General features: G+C 37.0%; 1 protein-coding gene. It reads left to right on the top strand.

Annotated elements, in window-relative coordinates:
• The first annotated feature begins 15 nt into the window (after positions 1-15).
• On the top strand, positions 16-22,347 hold the full coding sequence (locus ACHRV5_RS17515; protein ID WP_395427627.1) for a non-ribosomal peptide synthase/polyketide synthase: 22,332 nt from the start codon (positions 16-18) through the stop codon (positions 22,345-22,347).
• The last annotated feature ends 15 nt before the right edge of the window (positions 22,348-22,362 follow it).

Here is a 22,362-nt window from a genome sequence, read left to right as displayed (position 1 = left end):
CCTTTAAATACTATAATGAATATAAAATCAAAATTACATATAGCACAGCAAGAAGTCTATTACGGGCAATTGATGAATCCGGAAAGTCCATTATATAATATTGGTGGTTATACAATTTTTAAAGGGTCTTTTGATGTCTCTCAATTTAAGCAAGTAATAGAAGGTTTGTCTGATGTTTTTGATGTTTTTAATATCAAATTTGATTTTACAGAAAATGAACCGGCATTTTATATTAGTGATTTTCCAGAGAAAGTTTTTATCGATGAATTGGATTTTTCGTCAGAATTGGAGCCAAGAAAAAAGGCAAGCGAATGGATGCAAAACCAGTTTAACATTGCTTTTGACTTAAAAGAAGAAAAATTATATAAATACACACTGATCAAAATTGGAAAAGATGAATATTGGTGGTTTGTTTGTTTTCATCATTTAATAACAGATGGATTTGGTTTTGCAATAAAAGTTGATTATGTAATTAATCAATATGAAAATTTTATAAAAGGAGAAGAAGGATCTGAGGTACAGTATCCTTCTTATCTTGATGCTACACAAAAAAGTTTTGAGTATATTAATTCAGAACAATGTAGTAAAGACAAGATTTATTGGGAAGAAAAATATAACGCTGTTCCTAAAAAAACAGTAAATGAAAAATACATAAACGAAGTAGGAGGTGGGCGATTTTCACTTACTGTTTCAGACTCAGATAAAGCATTGTTTAATCGTTTATCTGAGTCAACAAAGGCAAATATCCCACAACTTACGATAGCAGCCTTGTTGTTGTATTTCGGAAAAACAACAGATGAGGAAAGTTTTAGTTTTGGAATCCCTATTCACAATAGAGTAGGAAGACAGGAAAGAAAAACATTAGGAATGTTTGCCGGAATGCTTCCTTATAAAGGAAATTACGCTAAAGATCAAGTCTTGTCAGATCTTCTGTCAGAGATTAGTCAAACGCAACGAAATGATTACAGACATCGTTTGTATCCTATTTCGTTTTTGAACAGATCTTTAAAATTATTGTCAGAAAACCGATTGCAGGTTTTTGATGTGGCAGTAAACTATGAGCCTCTTCCTTTTCCAAAATCATTATCTCCGGATCTTAGTATAGAGATAAAACATTTATCCAGTAGCTTGGTTGAATATCCGCTGTCTATTCGATGGTGTGATTACGGGCAAGATCTTCCTATGGAATTAAATGTCGACTATCAAAAAGAATATTTTAATAGTAATGAAATAGAAGTACTCGTTACAAGACTACTTCATATTATAAGACAGTTTGAGTTTGGATTAGATCAATCTGTTGCTGATCTGTCTATTCTTACCACACAGGAAGAGTATCAGTTATTGGATGTTTTCAATAACACCACGGTTGAATATCCAAAGGATAAAACAATAGTTGATTTATTTGAAGAGCAGGTTAAAAAAACTCCTGATGCCACTGCGGTGGTTTATGAAGGAAAAGAATTAAGTTATAAAGAAGTAAATGAAAAGTCCAATCAATTAGGACATTATTTAAAAGAACAGGGTGTTGAGGCAGATACCCTTGTGGGGATTTGTCTGGAGCGTAGTTTAGAGATGCTGGTGGGAATCTTAGGTATCTTGAAATCAGGAGCAGCTTATGTTCCAATAGATCCTGATTATCCGGAAGATCGCATTGCTCATATGGTGAGTGATGCAGGTATGGAGCTGGTACTAAGTAGTGCAGCGAGTCATAAGGCATTGAGAAACCCTACTGGTATTAATGTTTTGCTGTTAGATAGGGATTGGGATTTGATCTCTGGGTATGCTAAAGAAAATTTAAGTGTTGAAGTAGCATCAAGTCATTTGGCTTATGTTATTTATACGTCAGGAAGTACTGGCAGACCTAAGGGAGTGATGATTGAACATACTAATGTTGTAAATTTAGTTGCTTCACAAATTGCCCTATTTAGTATTGATTCAAGCGATGTTGTTTTACAGTTTTCAAACTTTGTATTTGATGCTTCAGTAGAACAAATTTTTATGGCTTTGTGCAGTGGCAGTAAGTTGGTTCTTATCAACAAAGAAACAATACTAGATACCGAAAATTTACTTGATTTTATTGATAGTCAAGATGTAACACATTTTCATACTACTCCAAGTATGTTAAGTACTTTAGCTGTAAGGACAGATTTAAAATCATTGCGAAGAGTAGTGGTTGGAGGAGAGACTTGCAGTAAAGATTTAATGGAGGACTGGAACAAGGGATATGCATTTTATAATGAATATGGACCAACAGAAACAACCGTAACTTCTACGATATCTTTTTATAATAAAGGTAGTTTTGCTTCTAAAGAAATTAGCATAGGACGACCTATAGGTAATACGGGAATTTATATTTTAAATACTTCGTTAGATTTAGTTCCGGTTGGCGTTATTGGAGAGTTATGTGTAGGAGGTTCAGGAGTGGCTCGTGGTTATTTAAACCAGGATGAGTTAACTCAGGAGAAGTTTATCAGAAATCCTTTTGTTGAAGGAGACAGAATTTATAGAACAGGAGATTTAGTACGTTGGTTAGCTGACGGAAACATAGAATATATCGGAAGAAAAGACGATCAGGTTAAGATTCGTGGTTATCGTATTGAACTGGGGGAGATAGAGAACATTTTATCTTCATTAGAAGCTGTGATTCAGTGTTGTGTTTTAGCTAAAGAAGATGTAGGAGGTAATAAACGTTTGGTTGCTTATGTAGTGGCAGAAGGCAAGCTAAATAAAACCGCTTTACAGGATCAATTAAAGGTAAGTTTACCGGAATATATGGTTCCGATGATTTGGGTTGAACTGGATAAAATGCCTTTAACTTCTAATGGTAAATTGGACAAGAAAGCGTTACCGGATCCGGATAATTCAGATTTATCTAGTCAGGCCTATGTTGCGCCTCGTACAGAGATTGAGGAACAATTAGCAGCCATCTGGCAGAATTTATTAGGCATAGAAAAAGTGGGAGTTTATGATAACTTCTTTGAGTTGGGTGGTCATAGTTTATTGGCTGTTCAATTAATTTCTCGTTTACAGAAGTTAGATTTTCATATTGAGGTAAAAGATATTTTTGCAGGCCCTACAATAGTATCGATGAGTGAGAAGTTATCTTCTTTATCATTAGCCTATCGTGTCCCAACCAATGGTATAACAGTTGGTAGTGATGTTATTACTCCGTCAATGGTTCCTTTGGTAGATTTGAGCCAAAGTGATTTAGACAAGATAATAGATACTGTAAGGGGAGGTGTCTCTAATATTGAGGATATCTACCCTTTATCGCCGTTACAGGAGGGAATTCATTTTCATCATCTGATGAGTGATTCTAAAGAGGGAGATCCATATGTTTTACCTAATTTGCTTTCTTTTTCAGATCAGAGTAAACGAAATTCTTTCATTGAGGCCTTACAATTTGTGGTGAACCGTCATGATGTTTTACGTACCTGTATTTTGAGTTCGGGTTTACCAGTCGCAGTTCAGGTTGTTTTACGTGAAGCACCTTTATGGATTGAGCATTTAGAATTGGATCATTCAAAAGCAGTTTTACCACAATTAGAACTTCTGATAGCCCCTGGAGGATATTGGATGGATGTTACAAAAGCACCATTACTGCAGTTGAAATCAGCAGATGATACTCAGAATGGCTGTTATTATTTGATTGTATACCAACACCACCTCATATCAGATTTTTATGGTATGGAGAAAATCATATCTGAAATTACGACGTATTTATCAGGTAATGGCGATAGTTTAGGAGTTCCTGTTTTGTACCGTGATTTTATAGGTCATACTTTGCATGCGAAATCGGTTAATAACGGAGCATCTTATTTTAAGTCTTTATTGGGAGCGATCGAAGAACCTACCTATCCTTTTGATTTAGTGAATGTTTTAGGAGATGGTAAGGGAATTGAAGAATCTCATGTAGTGCTCTCCAAAGATTTAAGCACAGAATTGCGTAAATTAAGTGTACTGCACGCCATAAGCCCTGCAGTTCTGTTCCATGCCGCGTACGGATTGGTAGTGGCTAAGTGTAGTAATAAGGACTATGCGATTTTTGGATCCTTGTTTTCCGGAAGACTTCAAGGGGCTGTAGGAGCAGCAGATTCCTTAGGGTTGTTTATCAATACATTGCCGGTAATAGTAACGTTAAAAGGTGGTGTGTCAGCGTATGTGAATGAGGTTAAAGTTTTGTTGCAGGATTTATTGTCTTATGAGCAAACGCCTTTATCGCATATTCAGGATTGGAGTGGTATAGGTAATGATAAAGCTTTTTTTAGTGCCTTATTAAATTACCGTCACTCGACATCTTCTTTATCACAAGACAATCAAACCAATAAATTTGATTCCGGCATAACTGTTCTTGGAGGTCACGAGCGCACTAATTATCCATTTACATTGAGTATAAATGATTATGGAGATGATTTTAGTTTAAATGCTCAGGTTGATGGGAGTATAGGTGCTAAGCGTATCCTGGTTTATATGGAAAACGCTTTAACGGAACTTTTAGAAGGTTTAAAAAGAGAAGAATTAAATATAAATACCTTAAATATTTTATCAAAAGGTGAAGAGCATCAATTATTGGATATTTTCAATAATGTGGCAGTTGCTTATCCAAAAGATAAAACCATAGTAACCTTATTTGAAGAACAAGTTAAAAATACTCCTGATGCCATTGCGGTAGTTTATGAGGGAGCCAAATTAAGTTATAAAGAATTAAATGAAAAGTCGAACCAACTAGGATCTTATTTAAGAGAACAAGGTGTTCAGCCAGACACTCTTGTGGGGATCTGCGTAGAACGTGGTTTGGAGATGCTGGTTGGAATCTTGGGAATCTTAAAATCAGGAGGGGCTTATGTGCCAATCGATCCGGATTATCCAGAGGATCGTATTGCTTATATGATAGGTGATGCCGGAATTAATTTAGTATTGAGCAGTGCAGCAAGTCATAAAGTACTGGAGGAATACGCAGACATCAATGTTGTATTGTTAGATACAGATTGGAATAAGATTTCAAACTATTTAACAGAAAACTTAAGTGTTGTAGTGGCACCGGATCATCTGGCTTATGTGATTTATACTTCAGGAAGTACAGGTAATCCAAAAGGAGTTTTGATTACCCATAGTAATGTTGTTCGTTTGTTTAAAAATGAATCCTGTTTGTTTGATTTCGGAACTCATGATGTCTGGACGCTGTTTCATTCGTTTTGTTTTGATTTCTCGGTATGGGAAATGTATGGAGCCTTGCTTCATGGAGGCCGTTTGGTAGTGGTTCCAAAAGCAGTAACCAAAGACGCTATTTCCTTTAAAGAATTATTGATCAGTCAAGGGGTAACGGTTTTAAACCAAACTCCGGGATCTTTTTATGCACTTCAGGAAGCATTCTTATCCGAGAATTTTGATCATGCGATCAGATATGTGATTTTTGGAGGAGAGGCATTAAACCCTGTTTATTTACAAAATTGGAAAGCATTATATCCGTCTTGTAAAATGATAAACATGTATGGTATTACCGAGACTACGGTTCACGTTACCTATAAAGAACTTACAAGTTCAGATCTGTTAAGTTCGGTTAGTGCTATTGGTTCAGCGATTCCTACTTTAGGATGTTATATTTTAGATGCCAATCTAAATTTAGTACCGGTAGGGGTTATTGGAGAGTTATGTGTTGGAGGAGCAGGAGTTGCAAGAGGATATTTAAACAGAGAAGAATTAACGCAAGAGAAGTTTATAGCGAATCCTTTTGTAGCAGGAGACCGCTTGTATAGATCAGGTGACTTAGGACGCTGGCTAGCTGACGGTAGTATAGAATATATTGGAAGAAAAGACAATCAGGTTAAGATCCGTGGTTATCGTATAGAATTGGGAGAGATCGAGAATGCTTTGTCCTTATTAGAAACAGTTACTCAATGTTGTGTATTGGCCAAAGAAGATACAGCAGGTAATAAACGTTTGGTTGGTTATGTAGTGTTGGAAGGTTCATTGAACAAAGAGATACTACAAGAACAATTAAAATTAAGTTTACCGGAATACATGGTTCCGATGATTTGGATTGAACTGGATAAAATGCCTTTAACTTCTAATGGTAAATTGGACAAGAAAGCGTTACCGAATCCGGATAGTTCAGATCTGTCTACGCAAAAGTATGTTGCGCCACGCACAGACACAGAGAGACAATTGGCAGCCATCTGGCAGAATTTGCTGGCTATTGAAAAAGTAGGGATTTATGATAATTTCTTCGAATTGGGCGGTCATAGTTTACTGGCTACCCGATTGGTATCAATGATACGTAAAGAATTGTCTACAGAAGTGTCTATAAGAGAAGTATTTGAGAGTACCACCATAGCTGCTTTAGGGGCTTATGTTTCAGCTCAATCAAAGGAAGCAGAGCTGACGCTTGCAACTGTTGTTGTAGAGGATCGACCAAAACGAATTCCGTTGTCTTTCAGTCAGGAACGTTTATGGTTTTTAGATCAATTGCAAGGTAGTACAGAATATCATATTTCTATTGCATTGCGTTTGGAAGGAGAATTAGATGTATTGATTTTAGAACAAACCCTGCAGACTATTGTATCTCGTCATGAGGTTCTTCGTACCATGCTGTTGTCAGAGGACGGTCAAGGTTATCAGGAAATTATAAGTCCTGAGGATTGGAGACTGGATCAATTTGAAATAACAAATAAAAGTGTATTAGACAGTAATCTGCAGGATTATTTAAAGATTCCTTTTGATTTGTCAAAAGACTATAAGCTAAGAAGTGGTCTGTTTGATTTAGGGAATCAGAACTATGTATTGACTTGTGTATTTCATCACATTGCCAGCGATGGTTGGTCAAGTGGTATTTTGGTCAATGAATTTACGGAGATCTACAATGCCTTACAATCAGGAAGAACTGCTGTTTTACCGGAACTTACTTTGCAATATTCGGATTATGCAATCTGGCAACGAAAGTATCTCGAAGGAGCTATTTTAAAGTCCCAGTTAACGTATTGGCAGGAGAAGCTGCAAGGAGTAGCTACCTTATCCTTACCAACAGATTATGCTCGTCCTTCTGTGCAAAGTACAGCAGGATCGAATGTTTCACTAGTTTTGGATAAAGAGCTTAGTGCTTCGTTAAGAGCGTTATGCCAAAAAGAAGGTGTTACCTTGTTTATGTTGCTGTTATCTGCTTTTAAAGTATTGTTATCTCGTTATAGTGGTCAGGACGATATTTGTGTGGGAACACCAATTGCAAACCGTACCCAGTCAGAGTTAGAGGGTATGATTGGCTTTTTTGTCAATACGTTGGCCCTTCGCAGTGATTTGGGAGGCAATCCAAGTTTCAGTGAGCTTTTATTCAGAATAAAGAAGACTACACTGGATGGTTATGACCATCAGTTGGTTCCATTTGAGAGGGTTGTAGACCAAGTGGTTACTGCCCGGGATATGAGTATGACTCCTCTGTTTCAGGTAATGTTCGTCTTACAGAATACACCGGAAGACTCACGTGAATTGGCCTTAGAGAATATAACACTGAAAAGTTATGAGTTTGACGCTGTTACTTCTCAATTTGATTTAACGCTGAATGTAGTTGAAGATAATAATAGTATTGCACTTGATATTAATTATTGCACTGCTTTGTTTGATAAAGTTACAATTGATTATATGTTGTTGCATTACCAAGAGTTATTGGCAGGTATTGTGAATAATATCAACCAGTCAATAGATAGTCTTTCAATGCTTACTGCGAAGGAAGAATACCAATTGTTGAATGTTTTCAATAATACAGCAGTTGAGTATCCAAAGGATAAAACTATAGTTGCTTTATTTGAAGAGCAGGTTAAAAATACTCCTGATGCTATTGCGGTGGTTTATGAAGGAGCCAAATTAAGTTATAAAGAATTAAATGAAAGGTCGAACCAACTAGGATCTTATTTAAGAGAACAAGGCGTTCAGCCTGATACCCTTGTGGGGATCTGCATAGAGCGTGGTTTGGAGATGTTGGTTGGTATTTTAGGAATCTTGAAATCAGGAGGTGCTTATGTGCCAATCGATCCGGATTATCCTGAAGATCGTATTGCCTATATGATAGATGATGCCGGAATTAATTTAGTATTGAGCAGTGCAGCAAGTCATAAAGTACTGGAGGAATACGCAACTATTGATGTTGTACTCTTAGATACAGATTGGAATAAGATCTCAAACTATTCAACAGAAAACTTAAATGTTGTAGTGGCACCGGATCATCTGGCTTATGTTATTTATACTTCAGGAAGTACAGGTAATCCAAAAGGAGTTTTAATTACCCATAGTAATGTTGTTCGTTTGTTTAAAAACGAATCTTGTTTATTTGATTTCGGAACTCATGATGTCTGGACGCTGTTTCATTCGTTTTGTTTTGATTTCTCGGTATGGGAAATGTATGGAGCTTTGCTTCATGGAGGCCGTTTGGTAGTGGTTCCAAAAGCAGTAACCAAAGACGCTATTTCGTTTAAAGAATTATTGATCAGTGAAGGGGTAACGGTTTTAAACCAGACTCCGGGATCTTTTTATGCACTTCAGGAAGCATTCTTATCAGAGAGTTTTGATCATGCGATCAGATATGTGATTTTTGGAGGAGAGGCATTAAACCCTGTTTATTTACAAAATTGGAAAGCATTATATCCGTCTTGTAAAATGATTAACATGTATGGTATTACTGAGACTACGGTTCACGTTACCTATAAAGAACTAACAAGTTCAGATATGTTAAGTTCGGTTAGTGCCATTGGTTCAGCGATCCCTACTTTAGGATGTTATATTTTAGATGCCAATCTAAATTTAGTACCGGTAGGCGTTATTGGAGAGTTATGTGTAGGAGGAGCAGGAGTTGCAAGAGGATATTTAAACAGAGAAGAATTAACGCAAGAGAAGTTTATAACAAATCCTTTTGTAGCAGGAGACCGCTTGTATAGATCAGGAGACTTAGGGCGCTGGCTAGCTGACGGTAGTATCGAATATATTGGAAGAAAGGACAATCAGGTTAAGATCCGTGGTTATCGTATTGAATTGGGAGAGATCGAAAATGCTTTGTCTTTATTGGAATCGGTTACCCAATGTTGTGTATTGGCCAAAGAAGATGCAGGAGGTAACAAACGCCTGGTTGCTTATGTAGTTTCAGAGGATAAACTTGATAAAACAGCTTTACAGGATCAATTAAAATTAAGTTTACCGGAATATATGGTTCCGATGATTTGGGTTGGACTGGACCATATGCCTTTAACTTCAAACGGAAAACTAGACAGAAAAGCGTTGCCGAATCCGGATAACTCAGCTCTTTCTACCCAAGAGTATGTTGCGCCTCGCACAGAAATAGAAAGACAATTGGCAGCCATATGGCAGAATTTGTTAGGTATAGAAAAAGTAAGTGTTTATGATAATTTCTTCGAATTGGGCGGTCATAGTTTACTGGCTACCCGATTGGTATCAATGATACGTAAAGAATTATCTGTTGAATTGTCAATCAGAGAAGTATTTCAATATACAACCATATCAGCTTTAGGAACTCATGTGTCGGCTCAATCAAAGGGAGTATTACTTCCGGTTATTGTTGTTGAAGATCGTCCGGAGCGAATCCCATTGTCTTTCAGTCAGGAACGTTTGTGGTTTTTGGATCAGTTACAAGGTAGTACAGAATATCATATTCCTATTGCGTTACGTTTGGAAGGGGAATTAAATGTGTCGATACTGGAACAAACATTACAAGTTATAGTTTCGCGCCATGAGGTACTTCATACCATTTTGTTGTCAGAGGACGGTCTAGGTTATCAGGAAGTTATTAGTCCTGAGGATTGGAGATTGGATCAATTTGAAACAACAAATAAAGGTGTATTAGACAACAATCTTCAGGAGTATTTAAAGATTCCTTTTGATTTGTCAAAAGATTATAAGTTAAGAAGTGGTCTGTTTGATTTAGGGAATCAGAACTATGTATTGACTTGTGTATTTCATCACATTGCCAGCGATGGTTGGTCAGGAGGTATTTTGGTCAATGAATTTATGGAGATTTACAATGCCTTGCAATCGGGAAGAGCTGCGGTTCTTCCGGAGCTGGTTTTACAATATTCGGATTATGCAATCTGGCAAAGAAAGTATCTTAATGAAGCTGCTTTAGAATCTGAATTATCGTATTGGGAAGCAAACTTACAGGGAGTGGCTACCTTATCCTTACCAACAGATTATGCTCGTCCTTCCGTGCAAAGTACAGCAGGATCGAATGTTTCGCTAGTCTTGGATAAAGAGCTTGGTGATTCGTTAAAATCGTTGTGCCAAAAAGAAGGTGTTACCTTGTTTATGTTGCTGTTATCAGCTTTTAAAGTATTGTTATCTCGTTATAGTGGTCAGGATGATATTTGTGTGGGAACACCAATTGCAAACCGCACACAATCCGAGCTAGAGGGTGTGATTGGTTTTTTTGTCAATACTTTGGCGCTTCGTAGTGATTTGGGAGATAATCCAAGTTTTAGGGAACTGTTATCCAGAGTAAAGGAAACTACTTTAGGAAGTTATGACCATCAGTTGGTTCCATTTGAGAAGGTTGTAGGCCGTGTAGTTACGACCCGCGACAGGAATACGACTCCTCTGTTTCAGGTGATGTTCGTATTACAGAATACACCGGAAGGCTCAGGTGAATTAGCTTTAGAAAATGTTGCGCTTTCAAATTATGAGTTTAACACTGTTACCTCTCAATTTGATTTGACGCTGAATGTATCCGAAGTGGCCAATTGTATTGCATTAGATTTAGTGTATTGTACAGACTTGTTTGATAAGGCTACGATTGATCGTATGCTGATGCATTACCAAGAGCTTTTGGTTGCGGTCATCAGTGACAGTACTCAGCCAATAAACAGTCTGTCGATATTAACTTTACAAGAAGAGCAGCAATTATTAGATATATTCAATAACACAACGGCTGAATATTCAAAGGATAAAACGCTTGTTGATTTGTTTGAAGAACAGGTTAAAAAAACTCCTGATGCTATTGCGGTAGTTTTTGAGGGAGAAGAATTAAGTTATAAAGAATTAAATGAGAAGTCCAATCAATTAGGGTTTTATTTAAGAGAACAAGGTGTTGAGCCTGATGCCCTTGTGGGGATTTGTCTGGAGCGCAGTTTGGAGATGTTGGTTGGTATCTTGGGGATCTTGAAATCAGGAGCAGCTTATGTGCCAATAGATCCTGATTACCCATCAGATCGTATTGTTTATATGTTGAATGATACCGGAATAAAACTGATGGTAAGCAGCGAAAAATGTCATAAGGTTTTGAAAGATCCTGTTGGTATTAATGTTTTGCTGTTAGACCGGGATTGGGATTTGATCTCTGGGTATGCTAAAGAAAATCTAAGTGTTGAAGTAGCACCAAGTCATTTGGCTTATGTTATTTATACGTCAGGAAGTACTGGCAGACCTAAAGGAGTGATGATTGAACATACTAATGTTGTAAATTTAGTTGCTTCACAAATTGCCCTATTTAGTATTGATTCAAGCGATGTTGTTTTACAGTTTTCAAACTTTGTATTTGATGCTTCAGTAGAACAAATTTTTATGGCTTTGTGCAGTGGCAGTAAGTTGGTTCTTATAAACAAAGAAACAATTCTCGATACCGAAAATTTACTTGATTTTATTGATAGTCAAGATGTAACACATTTTCATACTACTCCAAGTATGTTAAGTACTTTAGCTGTAAGGACAGATTTAAAATCATTGCGAAGAGTAGTGGTTGGAGGAGAGACTTGCAGCAAAGATTTAATGGAGGACTGGAACAAGGGATATGCATTTTATAATGAATATGGACCAACAGAAACAACCGTAACTTCTACGATATCTTTTTACAATAAAGGTAGTTTTGCTTCTAAAGAAATTAGCATAGGACGACCTATAGGTAATACGGGAATTTATATTTTAAATACTTCCTTAGATTTAGTACCGGTTGGCGTTATTGGAGAATTATGTATCGGAGGTTCAGGAGTTGCTCGTGGTTATTTAAACCAGAATGAATTAACTCAGGAGAAGTTTATCACAAATCCTTTTGTAAAAGGAGACAGAATTTATAGAACAGGAGATTTAGTACGTTGGCTTGCCGATGGAAATATTGAATATATTGGAAGAAAAGACGATCAGGTTAAGATTCGCGGTTATCGAATCGAGCTTGGTGAGATCGAGAACGTTTTATCTTCATTAGAATCGGTTATCCAATGTTGTGTTTTAGCTAAAGAAGATGCATCAGGTAACAAACGCCTGGTTGCTTATGTAGTTTCAGAGAGCAAACTAGATAAAACAGCTTTACAGGATCAATTAAAATTAAGTTTACCGGAATATATGGTTCCGATGATTTGGATTGAACTGGACCAGATGCCCTTAACTTCAAATGGTAAATTGGACAGAAAAGCGTTACCGAATCCAGATAGTTCAGATTTGTCTACACAGGAGTATGTTGCGCCTCGCACAGAGACGGAACAACAATTGGCAGTCATTTGGCAAAACTTATTGGGAATAGAAAAAGTGGGAGTTTATGATAATTTCTTCGAATTGGGTGGTCATAGTTTACTGGCTGTTCAATTAATTTCTCGTCTACAGAAGTTAGATTTTCATATTAGAGTAAAAGATATTTTTGCAGGACCAACGATAGCTTTAATGAGTGAGAAGTTATCTTCTTTATCATTAGTGTATCGTGTTCCTTCCAATGGTATAACAGTTGATAGCGATGTTATTACCCCAGCAATGGTTCCTTTGGCTGATTTGAGTCAAAGTGATCTGGACAGTATACTGGCAACTGTAACGGGAGGTATTTCAAACATAGAAGATATCTATCCCTTATCCCCTTTGCAAGAAGGAATTCATTTTCATCATCTGATGAGTGATCCTAAAGAGGGCGATCCTTATGTGCTTCCAAGTTTGCTTTCTTTTACAGATCAGAGTAAACGAGATTCTTTTATTGAGGCCTTACAATTTGTAGTGAACCGTCATGATGTTTTGCGTACCAGTATTTTAAGTTCAGGTTTACCAAAAGCCGTTCAGGTTGTTTTACGTGAAGCGCCTTTATGGGTTGAGCATTTAGAATTGGATCATTCAAAAGCAGTTTTACCACAACTGGAACTTCTGATAGCCCCTGGAGGATATTGGATGGATGTGACAAAAGCACCATTATTGCAGTTAAAATCAGCAGATGATACCCAGAATAGTTGTTATTATTTGATTGTATACCAACATCACTTAATAATTGACCACGTGGGTATGGAGAAAATCATATCCGAGATTACGATGTATTTATCAGGAAATAAAGCCAGTTTAGGTGCTCCTGTTTTGTACCGTGATTTTATAGGTCATACTTTACATGCCCAATCGGTAAATGATGGAGCATCTTATTTTAAGTCTTTATTTGGCGCAATCGAAGAACCTACTTATCCTTTTGACTTATCTAATGTTTTAGGAGGTGGCAGGAATATTGAGGATTCAGAAGTTAAACTTTCAGAATCTTTCAGTATCGAATTGCGTGCAACATGCGTTAGATTCAGTATGACTCCGGCGGTATTGTTCCATGCTGCTTACGGATTGGTAGTGGCCAGATGTAGTAATAAAGACTATGCTGTTTTTGGTTCGTTGTTTTCCGGAAGGCTTCAAGGAGCTTTAGGAGCCGCAGATTCCTTAGGATTGTTTATCAATACCTTACCGGTGTTGTTGGAATTAAAAGGCAGCACATCTGAGTATGTGAATCAGGTGAAAGGGCTGTTACAGGATTTATTGTCCTATGAGCAAACGCCTTTATCACATATCCAGGATTGGAGTGGGATTGGTAATGATAAAGCCTTTTTCAGTGCTTTATTGAATTACCGTCACTCGGCACATGTTTTAACAGAGCAGGATGAGACAGGTGAATTTGATTCAGGTATAACCGTTGTTGGTGGTCAGGAACGTACCAACTATCCATTTACATTAAGTGTAGACGATCATGGGGATGATTTTAGTTTAACAGCTCAGATTGACCAGAGTATAGGCGCTAAGCGTATTCTGATTTATATGGAAAATGCTTTGGCAGAACTTTTAGAAGGTCTGAAAAGAGAAGAATTACATATAAATGCTTTAAGTGTTTTATCAAAAGAAGAGTCTGATCAGTTATTAGATGTTTTTAATAACACAGCGGTTGAATATCCAAAAGATAAAACGATCCTTGCTTTATTTGAAGAGCAGGTTAAAAATACTCCTGATACCATTGCGGTGGTTTATGAGGGAGAAGAATTAACTTATAAAGAATTAAATGAAAAGTCCAATCAATTAGGACATTATCTAAGAGAACAAGGCGCTCAGTCTGATACTTTTATAGGGATCTGTGTAGAGCGTAGTTTGGAAATGATGGTCGGTATTTTAGGAATCTTAAAATCAGGAAGCGTTTATGTACCCATAGATCCTGATTACCCATCAGATCGTATTGCTTATATGGTAGATGATGCAGGTATGAAACTGGTATTAAGTAGTGCAACGAGTCATAAAGTATTAGAGGAGTATACCGCTATTAATGTTGTACTCTTAGACACGGATTGGGATGCGATTTCAGGATATTCAACAGAAAATCCAGGTATTGGAGTAACACCGGATGATTTGGCGTATGTTATTTATACTTCGGGAAGTACCGGCAGACCAAAAGGAGTGATGGTTACTCACGGAAACATTGTAAGTTTATCTAAGAGTTGTGATTATCTCGCTTTAAATTCAGAAACAGTATGGTTGTCAACAGGTTCAATCTCTTTTGATGCGACTACAATAGAATTTTGGGGAACTTTATTAAATGGAGGACAATTAATAGTAGCCTCTATCAATACGCTTTTAAATTCAGTTAGTTTAAAAGAACTGCTTATTGAACGAAAAGTCAATACTTTATGGATGACCGCTTCGTGGTTTCATCAGGTAGTAGAATCTGATTTATCTCTTTTTGAACCCCTTGATTATTTAATAGTAGGAGGAGATGTAGTTTTATTTAATTATACAAATAAGTTAAAAGAACTTTATCCGAAGCTTAAAGTGGTTAACGGTTATGGTCCGACAGAAAATACTACTTTTTCAACGACTTATACCATTGATAATATAACGAACAAAAATCTTCCAATAGGAAAACCGATTAATAATAGCGTTGCTTATATTTTAGATGCTAATTTAAATTTAGTACCGGTTGGCGTTATTGGAGAGTTATGTGTAGGAGGTTCAGGAGTGGCTCGAGGTTATTTAAATCAGGACGAGTTAACTCAAGAGAAGTTTATCGCAAATCCTTTTGTAGCAGGAGACAGAATTTATAGAACAGGAGATTTAGTACGTTGGCTTGCCGATGGAAATATTGAATATATTGGAAGAAAAGACGATCAGGTTAAGATCCGTGGGTATCGTATCGAACTGGGTGAGATCGAGAACGTTTTATCTTCATTAGAAGCTGTGATTCAGTGTTGTGTTTTAGCCAAGGAAGATGCATCAGGTAACAAACGCCTGGTTGCTTATGTAGTTTCAGAGAGCAAACTAGATAAAACAGCTTTACAAGAACAATTAAAATTAAGTTTACCGGAATATATGGTTCCGATGATTTGGATTGAACTGGATAAAATGCCTTTAACTTCTAATGGTAAATTGGACAAGAAAGCGTTACCGAATCCAGATAGTTCAGATTTGTCTACACAGGAGTATGTTGCGCCTCGCACAGAGACGGAACAACAATTGGCAGCTATTTGGCAAAACTTATTGGGAATAGAAAAAGTGGGAGTTTATGATAATTTCTTCGAATTGGGTGGCCATAGTTTACTGGCTGTTCAGTTGATTTCCCGTTTACAGAAATTAGATTTTCATATTAGAGTAAAAGATATTTTTGCAGGACCAACGATAGCTTTAATGAGTGAGAAGTTATCTTCTTTATCATTAGTGTATCGTGTTCCGGCCAATGGTATAACAGTTGATAGCGATGTTATTACCCCAGCAATGGTTCCTTTGGCTGATTTGAGTCAGAGTGATCTGGACAGCATACTGGCAACTGTAACGGGAGGTATTTCAAACATAGAAGATATCTATCCCTTATCCCCTTTGCAAGAAGGAATTCATTTTCATCATCTGATGAGTGATCCTAAAGAGGGCGATCCTTATGTGCTTCCAAGTTTGCTTTCTTTTACAGATCAGAGTAAACGAGATTCTTTTATTGAGGCCTTACAATTTGTAGTGAACCGTCATGATGTTTTGCGTACCAGTATTTTAAGTTCAGGTTTACCAAAAGCCGTTCAGGTTGTTTTACGTGAAGCGCCTTTATGGGTTGAGCATTTAGAATTGGATCATTCAAAAGCAGTTTTACCACAACTGGAACTTCTGATAGCCCCTGGAGGATATTGGATGGATGTGACAAAAGCACCATTATTGCAGTTAAAATCAGCAGATGATACCCAGAATAGTTGTTATTATTTGATTGTATACCAACATCACTTAATAATTGACCACGTGGGTATGGAGAAAATCATAGCTGAGATTACGATGTATTTATCAGGAAATAAAGCCAATTTAGGAGTTCCTGTTTTGTACCGTGATTTTATAGGTCATACTTTACACGCCCAATCAGTAAACGATGGAGCATCTTATTTTAAGTCTTTATTTGGAGCGATCGAAGAGCCTACTTATCCTTTTGACTTATCTAATGTTTTAGGAGGTGGCAGGAATATTGAGGATTCAGAAGTTAAACTTTCAGAATCTTTCAGTATCGAATTGCGTGCAACATGCGTTAGATTCGGTATGACTCCGGCGGTATTGTTCCATGCTGCTTACGGATTGGTAGTGGCCAGATGTAGTAATAAAGACTATGCTGTTTTTGGGTCGTTGTTTTCCGGAAGGCTTCAAGGAGCTTTAGGAGCAGCAGATTCCTTAGGGTTGTTTATCAATACCTTACCGGTGTTGTTGGAATTAAAAGGCAGCACATCTGAGTATGTGAATCAGGTGAAAGGACTGTTACAGGATTTATTGTCCTATGAGCAAACGCCTTTATCACATATCCAGGATTGGAGTGGGATAGGAAATGATAAAGCCTTTTTCAGTGCTTTATTGAATTACCGTCACTCGGCACATGTTTTAACAGAGCAGGATGAGACAGGTGAATTTGATTCAGGTATAACCGTTGTTGGTGGTCAGGAACGTACCAACTATCCATTTACATTAAGTGTAGACGATCATGGAGATGATTTTAGTTTAACAGCTCAGATTGACCAGAGTATAGGCGCTAAGCGTATTCTGATTTATATGGAAAATGCTTTGGCGGAACTTTTAGAAGGTCTGAAAAGCGAAGAATTAAATATAAATGCTTTAAGTATTTTATCAAAAGAAGAGTCTGATCAGTTATTAGATGTTTTTAATAACACAGCGGTTGAATATCCAAAAGACAAAACGATCCTTGCTTTATTTGAAGAGCAGGTTAAAAATACTCCTGATGCCATTGCGGTGGTTTATGAAGGAGAAGAATTAAGTTATAAAGAATTAAATGAGAAGTCCAATCAATTAGGATATTATCTAAGAGAACAAGGCGCTCATTCTGATACTTTTATAGGGATCTGTGTAGAGCGTAGTTTGGAAATGATGGTCGGTATTTTAGGAATCTTAAAATCAGGAAGCGTTTATGTGCCAATAGATCCTGATTACCCGTCAGATCGTATTGCTTATATGATTGATGATGCAGGTATGAAACTGGTATTAAGTAGTGCAGCGAGTCATAAAGTATTAGAGGAGTATACCGCAATTAATGTTGTACTCTTAGACACGGATTGGGATGCGATTTCGGGATATTCAACAGAAAATCCAGGTATTGAAGTAACACCGGATGCTTTGGCGTATGTGATTTATACTTCGGGAAGTACCGGCAGACCAAAAGGAGTGATGGTTACCCACGGAAACATTGTAAGTTTATCTAAGAGTTGTGATTATATCTCTTTAAATTCAGAAACAGTATGGTTGTCAACAGGTTCAATCTCTTTTGATGCGACTACAATAGAATTTTGGGGAACTTTATTAAATGGAGGACAATTAATAGTAGCCTCTATCAATACGCTTTTAAATTCAGTTAGTTTAAAAGAACTGCTTATTGAACGAAAAGTTACTACCTTATGGATGACAGCTTCGTGGTTTCATCAGGTAGTAGAATCTGATTTATCTCTTTTTGAACCCCTTGATTATTTAATAGTAGGAGGTGATGTAGTTTTATTTAATTATACAAATAAGCTAAAAGAACTTTATCCGAATCTTAAAGTGGTTAACGGTTATGGTCCGACAGAAAATACTACTTTTTCAACGACTTATACCATTGATAATATAACGAACAAGAATCTTCCAATAGGAAAACCAATTAATAATAGCGTTGCTTATATTTTAGATGCCAATCTAAATTTAGTACCTATAGGAGTTATTGGAGAATTGTGTGTAGGAGGTTCAGGAGTGGCTCGTGGTTATTTAAACCAGGATGAGTTAACTCAGGAGAAGTTTATAACAAATCCTTTTGTAGCAGGAGACAGAATTTATAGAACAGGAGATTTAGTACGTTGGCTTGCCGATGGAAATATTGAATATATTGGAAGAAAAGACGATCAGGTTAAGATCCGTGGGTATCGTATTGAACTAGGTGAGATCGAGAACGTTTTATCTTCATTAGAAGTTGTGATTCAGTGTTGTGTTTTAGCCAAAGAAGATGCATCAGGTAACAAACGCCTGGTTGCTTATGTAGTTTCAGAGAACAAACTAGATAAAACAGCTTTACAGGATCAATTAAAATTAAGCTTACCCGAATATATGGTTCCGATGATTTGGGTTGAACTGGACCATATGCCTTTAACTTCAAATGGTAAATTGGACAGAAAAGCGTTACCGAATCCGGATAATTCAGATCTTTCTACACAGGAGTATGTTGCGCCTCGCACAGAGACGGAACAACAATTGGCAGTCATTTGGCAAAACTTATTGGGAATAGAAAAAGTTGGAATTTATGATAATTTCTTCGAATTGGGTGGCCATAGTTTACTGGCTACGCGCTTGGCATCAATGATTCGTAAAGAACTGTCAATTGAAATAGCAATTAGGGAAGTATTTGAATACACTACTATAGCAACTTTAGGAGCTCATATATCGGTTCAATCAGAAGGAGTAGCATTACCGGCTATTGTTATGGAAGAGCGTCCAAAACGAATTCCGCTGTCTTTCAGTCAGGAACGTTTGTGGTTTTTAGATCAGTTGCAGGGTAGTACAGAATATCATATTCCTGTGGTGTTGCGTTTGGAAGGGGAATTAGAAGTATCAATATTAGAACAAACATTACAAACTATAGTTTTACGTCATGAAGTGCTTCGCACGGTTCTGTTATCAGAAGAGGGTGTAGGATATCAAGAAGTTATAAGTCCGAGGAATTGGATGTTGGATCAGGTTAAAATAAGAGACAGATCCTTATTAGAAAGTACTGTTAAAACCTATTTGATGAGTTCTTTTGATTTGTCAAAAGACTATAAATTAAGAGGTTGTTTATATGATTTAGGAAATCGCGAGTATGTATTGGCTTGTGTGTTTCATCACATTGCCAGTGATGGTTGGTCAGAAGGTATTTTGGTGCGTGAGTTCATGGAGCTTTACAGTGCCTTGAAGTCAGGAAGAGCAACGGTTTTACCGGAACTTACTTTACAATATTCCGATTATGCAATTTGGCAAAGAAAGTATCTCGAAGGAGCTGTTTTAGAATCCCAATTATCGTATTGGCAAGAGAAACTTCAGGGAGTAGCTACCTTATCCTTACCAACAGATTATGCACGTCCTTCTGTGCAGAGTACAGCGGGATCAAATGTTTCTTTCACTTTAAATAAAGAAATTAGTGAATCGTTAAGAGCGTTATGCCAAAAAGAAGGTGTTACCTTGTTTATGTTGCTGTTATCTGCTTTTAAAGTATTGTTATCTCGTTATAGTGGTCAGGACGATATTTGTGTGGGAACACCAATAGCAAACCGTACGCAATCGGAGTTAGAAGGCATGATTGGCTTTTTTGTGAATACCTTGGCACTTCGTAGTGATCTTGGAGATAATCCAAGTTTCAGTGAACTTCTGGTAAGAGTAAAAGAAACTACATTAGATGGTTATGACCATCAATTGGCTTCATTTGAGAAGGTCGTGGATCGAGTGGCTAGTATCAGGGATATGAGTATAACTCCTCTGTTTCAGGTGATGTTCGTCTTACAGAATACACCGGAAGATTCAGGTGAATTGACCTTAGAGAATATAACACTGACAAGTTATGAGTTTGATGTTGTTACAGCCCAATTTGATTTAACATTGAATGTAGCCGAAGAAAGTAATGGTATCGCATTGAATATGAATTATTGTACCGCTTTGTTTGATAAGACTACAATTGATCGTATGGTAATACATTACCAAGAGCTGTTGGTTGCTATCATCAGCGATAGTACTCAGCTAATAAGCAGTTTGTCGATGTTGACTTTAGAGGAAGAACACCAGTTATTGGATATTTTTAATACCACAGCTGTTGAATATCCAAAGGATAAAACCATAGTTGATTTATTTGAAGAGCAGGTTAAAAATACTCCTGATGCTATTGCGGTAGTTTATGAAGGAGCCAAATTAAGTTATAAAGAATTAAATGAAAGGTCGAACCAACTAGGATCTTATTTAAGAGAACAAGGCGTTCAGCCTGATACGCTTGTGGGGATCTGCGTAGAACGTGGTTTGGAGATGCTGATTGGAATCTTAGGAATCTTAAAATCAGGAGGTGCTTATGTGCCAATCGATCCCGATTATCCTGAGGATCGTATTGCTTACATGGTAGGTGATGCCGGAATTAATTTAGTATTGAGCAGTGCAGCAAGTCATAAAGTACTGGAGGAATATACCGATATTAATGTTGTACTCTTAGATACAGATTGGGATAAGATTTCAAACTATTCAACAGAAAACTTAAGTGTTGTAGTAGCACCGGATCATCTGGCTTATGTGATTTATACTTCAGGAAGTACAGGTAATCCAAAAGGAGTTTTAATTACCCATAGTAATGTAGTTCGTTTGTTTAAAAATGAATCTTGTCTATTTGATTTCGGAACTCATGATGTCTGGACGCTGTTTCATTCGTTTTGTTTTGATTTCTCGGTATGGGAAATGTATGGAGCCTTGCTTCATGGAGGCCGTTTGGTAGTGGTTCCAAAAGCAGTAACCAAAGACGCTATTTCGTTTAAAGAATTATTGATCAGTGAAGGAGTAACGGTTTTAAACCAGACTCCGGGATCTTTTTATGCACTTCAGGAAGCATTCTTATCCGAGAATTTTGATCATGCGATCAGATATGTGATTTTTGGAGGAGAGGCATTAAACCCTGTTTATTTACAAAATTGGAAAGCATTATATCCGTCTTGTAAAATGATTAACATGTATGGTATTACTGAGACTACGGTTCACGTTACCTATAAAGAACTTAAAAGTTCAGATCTGTTAAGTTCGGTTAGTGCTATTGGTTCAGCGATTCCTACTTTAGGATGTTATATTTTAGATGCCAATCTAAATTTAGTACCGGTAGGCGTTATTGGAGAGTTATGTGTAGGAGGAGCAGGAGTTGCAAGAGGTTATTTAAACAGAGAAGAATTAACGCAAGAGAAGTTTATCGCAAATCCTTTTGTAGCAGGAGACCGCTTGTATAGATCAGGTGACTTAGGACGTTGGCTAGCTGACGGTAGTATAGAATATATTGGAAGAAAGGATAATCAAGTTAAGATCCGTGGGTATCGTATTGAATTGGGAGAGATCGAGAATGCTTTGTCATTGTTAGAATCGGTTACTCAATGTTGTGTATTGGCTAAGGAAGATGTATCAGGCAATAAACGTTTGGTTGGTTATGTAGTGTTGGAAGGTTCATTGAATAAAGAGGTACTACAAGAACAATTAAAATTAAGTTTACCGGAATACATGGTTCCGATGATTTGGGTTGAACTGGGTAAAATGCCTTTAACTTCAAATGGTAAACTGGACAAGAAAGCCTTACCGGATCCTGATAATTCACAGTTATCGAGTAAGGAATATGTTGAGCCGCGTACCGATACAGAAAGACAGTTGGTGGAAATCTGGCAGAATTTGTTGGGTATCGAAAAAGTAGGGATTTATGACAACTTCTTCGAATTGGGCGGTCATAGTTTATTGGTGACTCGCTTGATATCTATTATACGTGATGAATTAGCGATAGAAGTCTCTATTCGAAACGTTTTTAAATTCAAAACTGCGGAAGAGCTGGCATCTTATATCGATTATAAGATACGTATTGCTGAAAATGATACAATTAATTATAGTGTAAATATTAATATATAGTTTAGTAAATAGAAT

The sequence above is a fragment of the Flavobacterium sp. FlaQc-52 genome (genome assembly GCF_044007495.1).
GTDB lineage: Bacteria > Bacteroidota > Bacteroidia > Flavobacteriales > Flavobacteriaceae > Flavobacterium > Flavobacterium cupriresistens.
This window is presented reverse-complemented; position numbering and strand designations above follow the sequence as displayed.